5 protein-coding genes are annotated in these 7,015 nt (G+C 43.6%); 1 reads left to right on the top strand and 4 read right to left on the bottom strand.

Annotated elements, in window-relative coordinates; genetic code table 11:
• Nucleotides 1-60: 60 nt before the first annotated feature.
• Complete coding sequence (locus Q0600_RS04815; protein WP_298757545.1) at nucleotides 61-3,051, top strand: TonB-dependent hemoglobin/transferrin/lactoferrin family receptor; 2,991 nt, start codon at nucleotides 61-63, stop codon at nucleotides 3,049-3,051.
• Nucleotides 3,052-3,611: 560 nt separating this feature from the next.
• On the opposite strand, the gene ppa is transcribed toward Q0600_RS04815, so the two are convergent.
• The 4 genes from ppa to aspS all read right to left on the bottom strand — a co-directional run.
• Nucleotides 3,612-4,130 carry an inorganic diphosphatase gene (gene ppa / locus Q0600_RS04810; RefSeq protein ID WP_298757542.1) on the bottom strand — a complete coding sequence of 173 codons (519 nt, stop codon included), beginning with the start codon at nucleotides 4,128-4,130 and terminating at the stop codon, nucleotides 3,612-3,614.
• 9 nt (nucleotides 4,131-4,139) lie between these two features.
• Nucleotides 4,140-4,496 (bottom strand): NirD/YgiW/YdeI family stress tolerance protein, encoded by a 357-nt coding sequence (locus Q0600_RS04805; RefSeq protein WP_298757548.1) that lies wholly within the window; start codon nucleotides 4,494-4,496, stop codon nucleotides 4,140-4,142.
• Between the two features lie 273 nt (nucleotides 4,497-4,769).
• A complete protein-coding gene (locus tag Q0600_RS04800; RefSeq protein WP_297944626.1) occupies nucleotides 4,770-5,351 on the bottom strand; it encodes an adenylate kinase in 582 nt (193 codons plus the stop codon).
• Nucleotides 5,348-7,015 (bottom strand): aspartate--tRNA ligase (gene aspS / locus Q0600_RS04795; protein WP_298757540.1); only part of this gene is annotated, 1,668 nt, incomplete at its 5' end. The genes aspS and Q0600_RS04800, both read right to left, overlap by 4 nt.

Below are 7,015 nucleotides of genomic sequence, written 5' to 3'. Positions count from 1 at the left end.
CACTAATATACTGCTTTTTTTAATAACGCCTATGAGAAATAGTATTATAAAAGGATCAAAATGAGCTTATTTAGGTTTTTTATTGCAGCGGGGGGGGCGCTTTGTTTATGCGCGGCCACTTTAGCTGCACAGGATGATAGCGAAGGTGGCTCCCAAAATTTAGGGCAGATCAATGTTACGGGAAACGTAGAAAGCGACCCGCTTACCAAAAAAGTCGGCGAAACTAAAAAGAGCGCCAAGCAACTCGCCAAAGAGCAAGTTAGCGATAGCAGAGATATGGTTCGTCACGAAACCGGCGTTTCAGTTGTCGAAAGCGGAAGATTCGGTGCTAGTGGTTATTCTATCCGCGGAGTAGATGAAAACCGTGTAGATATAAGTATTGATGGACTTCGCCAAGCAGAAACGTTAAGCTCGCAAGGTTTTAAAGATCTATTTGAAGGATATGGAAATTTTAATAACACTAGAAACGGCGTTGAGGTTGAAAACGTAAGACAGGTAGATATCACTAAAGGTGCAGATTCGGTAAAAAGAGGCTCGGGCGCGCTAGGTGGCTCAGTAGCGTTTGAGACAAAGGATGCGAGAGATTATCTAACGGAGAAGGATTGGTATTACGGATTTAAGCGCGGGTATCAAAGTGCGGATAGACAAAACTGGCAAAGCCACGCAGCTGCAGTTAGGTTTAAGTGGTTTGATCTTTTGGCTATTCACACTGATAGAGAAGGACATGAACTAAAAAACTGGGGATATAAAAAATATGATCCTACTGTTATAAGAAAAGTTAGAGAAAAACCTGATCCTTATAGAATTTACAAAAAAAGCACATTGGTAAAATTTGGCTTTCAGCCTACCGATACCGATAGATTTAGCTTAGGATACGATAAGTCTAATATAAAATCAGAGGGAATAGACTGGTCGAATCAATTTGCTCTTTATAATACGCAAACTCCTTGGGGTGCTCTAACTAATGACATACGACATACCAACGATAGAAGCGAAAGAAAAAACTATTCGTTCACTTACGAAAATTTCGACGAAACGCCTTTGTGGGATAGCTTAAAATTTAGCTATAACAAGCAACATATTAAGTTAAAAGCGAGAACGGATGAGTATTGCGAGGGCGATAACTGCGCGGGAAATTCAAATCCGTCCGGTCTTCATATAAATGAAGACGGAAAAATGGTAGATAAATATGGAGGGGAAGTAAAGACATGGCTAAAGTGGGGATTTATGCCTACGTTAGTAGATAGCCAGTTTGATTTTTCGGATCCGGATAATCCAAAAAACGAATCCCATATATTAGATATGAATGCATATAGCAGTTATAAACCTAATGATGATGCCTATATCAATTGTGATGAATATGATTGCTCTAAAGGTATGACTCTTTTTGATACAAATAGTGGTACATATAAAACATATTCAATAAATAAAGTAACTACGCCTTATAGTAAAGGCAATTACGGCAAATTATCACCGGTTGGTTCGGATGAGATACTTTTACCTAGCCAAAACGGATACGTAGAAAATAACTGGAAGGATAGAGATTTAAACACCAATACTAAGCAGTTTAATCTTGATCTTACAAAAGACTTTCATATAAAAAGCACAGAACACTCTTTAAGTTATGGAGGGCTTTATAGTAAAAGCGATAAAAGTATGGTAAATAGGGCGGGTTATTCTCCTCAAAATAAACAATGGTGGGCTAAATACTTTGCAGGAGTTAGAAATACTAATCCTAAGTTTCCCATATTAGGCACTTGGTATCCAGATAAATGCCAATCATATACCAATGCCTCTGCCTATAATAACGCTTGCGGTCACGAAGATGATCCTTTTAGCTTCCTTATTCCGGTTGAAACCAAAACCGGAGCGCTTTATGTGGGAGATGACTTTCGTATAAACGATGTTTTAGCCTTTGATCTTAATTATAGGTATGATAAGGTTAAACACAATCCATCATATACCCCAGGCGTTACGCCAAAAATTCCAACTGATCTATTTATCGGAATGTTTGTTCCTTATACTCCACTTCCCGGTACGCCGTCTAGTGATGAGATAAAGGCGCATAAGAATGCAAATGCAGAAGCCAACGCCGTATATTTAGCTTCTCAGAAGAGAAAATATTCGGCAAATTCATATTCTTTATCTACAAGCATTGATCCACTTGATTTTTTCAGGCTTCAGCTTAAATATGCAAACGGATTTAGGGCGCCTACTTCGGATGAAATTTACTTCACTTTCCAGCATCCGGATTTTTCGATATATCCGAATTTGGATTTGAAAAAAGAAACGGCAAAGACTAAAGAGATTGCCTTTACGTTTCATAATTCTCCAAGCTTCGTTACATTGAATTTATTCCAAACGGATTATAGGAATTTTATAGATTTACAATATAAGGGGGAATTTCAGCTTCCTTACGGAAACGGCGGAAGTACAATGCCTGCCTCTGTGTATCAAAACGTAAATCGTCCAAAAGCAAGGGTAAGAGGAATAGAGATAGATTCAAGACTGGCTTTGGATCAAATTTGGCAGCCATTGCAGGGTTTTAGCATTGGATATAAGCTAAGTATCCAAAAGGGTAGAATGGACATAGGTAACGGCAAAATAGATACTCCGATGAATGCTATCCAGCCTAGAACGGCGGTTTATAGCGTAAGCTACCAAAGCCCTGGAGATAAATTCGGCGCGGATCTATTTGTAACTGCGGTAGCTGCAAAAAAAGGAGACGACACCTATAATATGTATTGGTATGAGCAAGCGCGAAGCGGCAAAATCGTAAACGGCAAACCTGTAAGCAATAGCGAAGTGGAATGGAGAAGTGGCGCATATACCACGATAGACTTCGTAACATATGTAAAGCCGATCAAATATCTAACTCTTCGTGCAGGCGCATATAATATAACCGATCGCAAATATATCACTTGGGAAAGCGCCAGATCAATAAGGCCTTTTGGAACTAGCAATCTGATAGATCAAGAAACAGGGCTTGGCATCAACCGCTTTTACTCGCCGGGTAGGAACTATAAACTCACATGGGAGTTTCAGTTTTAAAAATTTAATCAAATGTTTGACGTCTTATTAAAACAAAAGCCTTTGGAATCAAAATTTATAGATTTATTACTAAATTTAAAAAGATGGCGATAGTAAATCATTTGGCATCATTTAGATTTCCGAATTTTATGTAGCGTGTAAATTTTAAATTTTTACGTAGTACGGCAGTCCAAAGGCTCCTGTCCGTGATGACATCAGCTTTGTAATTTTGCAATGACGCCCGCGATCTCTTTCAAAATCAAGATAGCGAATTTTAATTTTAACTGCGGTCTATATGAAGCCTTTAGCTCGCGGAATTTCTCTGCCATTAGCGCGTAAATCCTCGAGATATTTTGCGCAATGTAGTTTTAAAAATCTTTATTTAATAACTCAAGATTGCTTAGCTTAACCGCCGAAAAACAAGCGAAAAAAACTAAGCGCAGGCTTCAGGTAAAATTTGCGCGGAATTTAAAATATTTTAAAATTTGCAAATTTGTAAAATTAAAATTTAAAGATAAAATTTGACCGAGCGGATCGGTCAAATTTTGATTAAATTTTAGCGCCAAGCGCGCAAAAATGACTTATTTATAAGCCTTGATCGCTTTGTCTAGGATTTTCTCGGCTTCCGCGGCGCTTGCGAAATCCTTCACTTTAACCCATTTATTCGGCTCTAAAAGCTTATAGGTTTCGAAGAAATTTTTGATCTTATCCAGCGTCGCTTTAGGTAGATCGGCGACCCCTTTAATGCCCTCATATCGCGGATCGATCTTGCTAACCGGCACGGCAAGGAGCTTCTCGTCCATGCCGCTTTCGTCCTCCATCATCAAAACGCCGATTAAGCGGCACGGGATCACGCTACCGGCGGCAAGCGGGTATTCGTTTAGCACCAAAACATCCGCAGGATCGCCGTCGTCAGCCAAGGTATTGGGCACGAAGCCGTAGTTTGCTGGGTAAAACATCGCGCCGTAGAGCACGCGATCTACGCAGAGCGCACCGCTTGCTTTGTCTATCTCGTATTTGATATTCGAGCCGTAAGGGATCTCGATTACTGCGTTGATTTTATCGGGGTTTGAGCCCACTTTTATCTTTGAAAGATCCATAGTTTTCCTTTATTTAGAATTTAAAATTTTGATATTTTTCACGTCTATCGTCGTTTTGGCAAAATCTTTGTCGATCTCGCCGCTAATTCGCACGAGCGTATTTTCATCCACGCTCACGCCGCGCCAAACGTCATCGTCGATCTCAACCTCGATGCTATCGCCGTTTTGATCCACAAATCTATAATGCTCGTGTTTGAGTTGAGATTTTATCTTGCCGTCGATTACGACAGAAGAATCATCTCTTAATTTAAGCGCTTCTTTGACGCTTGACGGCTGATTTTGCGCCGCGGAGCCGCTTGGCACGAACCCGCCCGCAGCGAATGCAGCCGCACACAAAGCCATACTAAGTAAAAATTTTCTAATCATATCTATCCTTAAAATTTTAATCTCTGCGTCCGCAAACAGATCCAAAATTTCATTAAATTTAAAATCCGCTTGCATTTGACGCTCGCATTTAAAATTTACACAGCGGCTACTTAATTTTACGCCTAAAATTTAACTATCTCCATTAACGGCAAGCTATAAATTTAAAGGCGCACTCGCAAAAAAGGCGCATTAAATTTAAGCGCGATCTGCACCGCTTGCGGTACAAAAAAAGGAGCCGAAGGCGCTTAAAATTTAAGCCGCCATCCAAGCGCGCTAGCCTAATTTTTCGATCTGTGCGGCGATTATAGCGTTTATGTCCGCTACGATCTCCTCGACCGTGCGCTCGCCGTTTACGCTGTAAAATACGCCCGCGTCGCCGTAAAATTTACGGATATCCTCGATCGGCTCTGAAAATACCGCCATGCGGTTTTTAAAGACCTCCTTGTTATCGTCCGCCCCGCGAGCGCGCCCCAGAACGCGCTGCTCGGCGACCTCCTCACTGACGCACACCTCGATGACTGCGCTAAGATTTACATCATCGTCGCCTCGCAGCACCTCGTCTAGCTTATTCATCTGCTCGACGCTCCTTGGATAGCCGTCGATGATGATGAAGTCTTTAGGCGAGCTTTTAATCGCACTAACGATAGCATTTACGACGATATCAAGCGGCACGAGATTGCCTTTAGAAATGAAGCCATCTATCTGCCTGCCCAGAGCGCTGCCGCTTGCTACCTCGGCGCGTAGCAGATCGCCCGTGGAGTAGTGCTCGATGCTTTGATTCATCTGAGCGATCATACTCGCATCGGTCGTTTTGCCGCTGCCCGGAGCGCCGATGATTAGAAAAAGGCTTTTCATTTTTGCTCCTTCTTATGAAGCCTAAGACCTAGCTCGCGGAGCTGCTCGTCTGTAACGACGCTAGGGGCTTTGGTGAGCGGACACTGCGCGCGCTGCGTTTTAGGAAACGCGATGACCTCGCGGATACTGCTTGAGCCGGTAACGAGCATCATCAGCCTATCAAAGCCGATCGCGATACCTCCGTGCGGAGGCGCGCCGAAGCTTAGCGCATCAAGCAGGAAGCCGAATTTCTCCCTCTGCTCCGCAGGCTCGATTTTAAGCAGCCTAAAGACCTTTTCTTGAATGTCCGCTTTATGGATCCTGATGCTGCCGCCGCCAAGTTCGATGCCGTTTAGCACGACGTCGTAGGCAATCGAGGTAATATCCTCCAAATCGGGCTCGTCGGGATTGTTCGGCATCGTAAAAGGATGGTGCATCGCGGAGTAGCTACCGTCGTCGTTTTGCTCAAACATAGGAAAATTTACGACCCACAAAAACTCAAGCCTGTTCGGATCGATCAGACCAAGCTCGTTTGCGAGGAAAATTCTAAATCTGCCCATATAATCAAGCACGATTTTCTTTTTGCCCGCGCCGAAAAATACGACGTCGCCGACTTTAAGCTCGCAGCGCTTGATGAGTTCGTCCAGCTCGCTTTTTTCAAAGAATTTTACCAGCGGCCCCTTTAGTCCGTCCTCTTTTACTTGGATAAACGCAAGGCCTTGCGCGCCGAATTTTTTAACGTATTCCTCAAAGCCTTGCATCTGGCGCTTGCTAAATTTCAGATCGCCGCCCTCGACTTTTAGCGCTTTTACGCGGTTAGCCTTGCGGTCTTTGGCTAAATTTGAAAAAATTTCGTTGCTCGATTTTTCAAAAATATCGGCTACGTCGATGAAAGGCATATCGTAGCGCAGATCGGGTTTGTCGCTGCCGTAAAGCTCCATCGCGTCTTTATACTCCATATGTCTAAAAGGAGTGACGATCTCGCGGCCGCAGGATTTGAAAATGTCCTTTAAAACCTTCTCGGCTACGCTCATTACGTCGTATTGAGTGTTGAAGCTCATCTCGATATCGATCTGCGTAAATTCCGGCTGGCGATCGGCGCGCAGGTCTTCGTCGCGGAAGCAGCGCGCGATCTGGAAGTATTTATCAAAGCCCGAGCACATCAAAAGCTGCTTGAAAAGTTGCGGACTTTGCGGAAGCGCGTAGAAGCTGCCCGGATAGACGCGGCTAGGCACCAGATAATCCCTAGCGCCTTCAGGCGTCGCGCGCGTTAAGATCGGCGTTTCGACCTCTACAAAGCCGAGCCTATCGAGCGCATTTCGCGCGGCGATCGCAGCCTTGGAACGCATCTTAAATTTATCAAAGCTGCCCTCTGCGCGCAGATCCAAAAAGCGATATTTCAGCTTCGTTTCTTCGTTGACGCTTTTATCGCCGATTACGAAAGGAAGCGGCTTGCTTGGATTTTCGATCTCTAAGCTTTCTACTTCGACTTCGATGTCGCCGGTTTTTAAATTTGGATTTTCCAGCCCTTCGCCGCGAGCTCGGATCTTGCCGACGGCTTTTAGGACGAATTCGTTTCGCACGGTATTTGCTACCTCGTATGCCGAGTGGCTATCTTTGGGATCACAGACTAGCTGTAACAGCCCGCTTCGGTCGCGCAAATCTATAAAAATCACTCCGCCGTG

It is taken from the genome of uncultured Campylobacter sp. (assembly GCF_938041645.1).
Taxonomy (GTDB): Bacteria; Campylobacterota; Campylobacteria; order Campylobacterales; family Campylobacteraceae; genus Campylobacter_B.
Note: the sequence above shows the minus strand (reverse complement) of the source record. Positions and strands in the feature narration are given on the sequence as shown.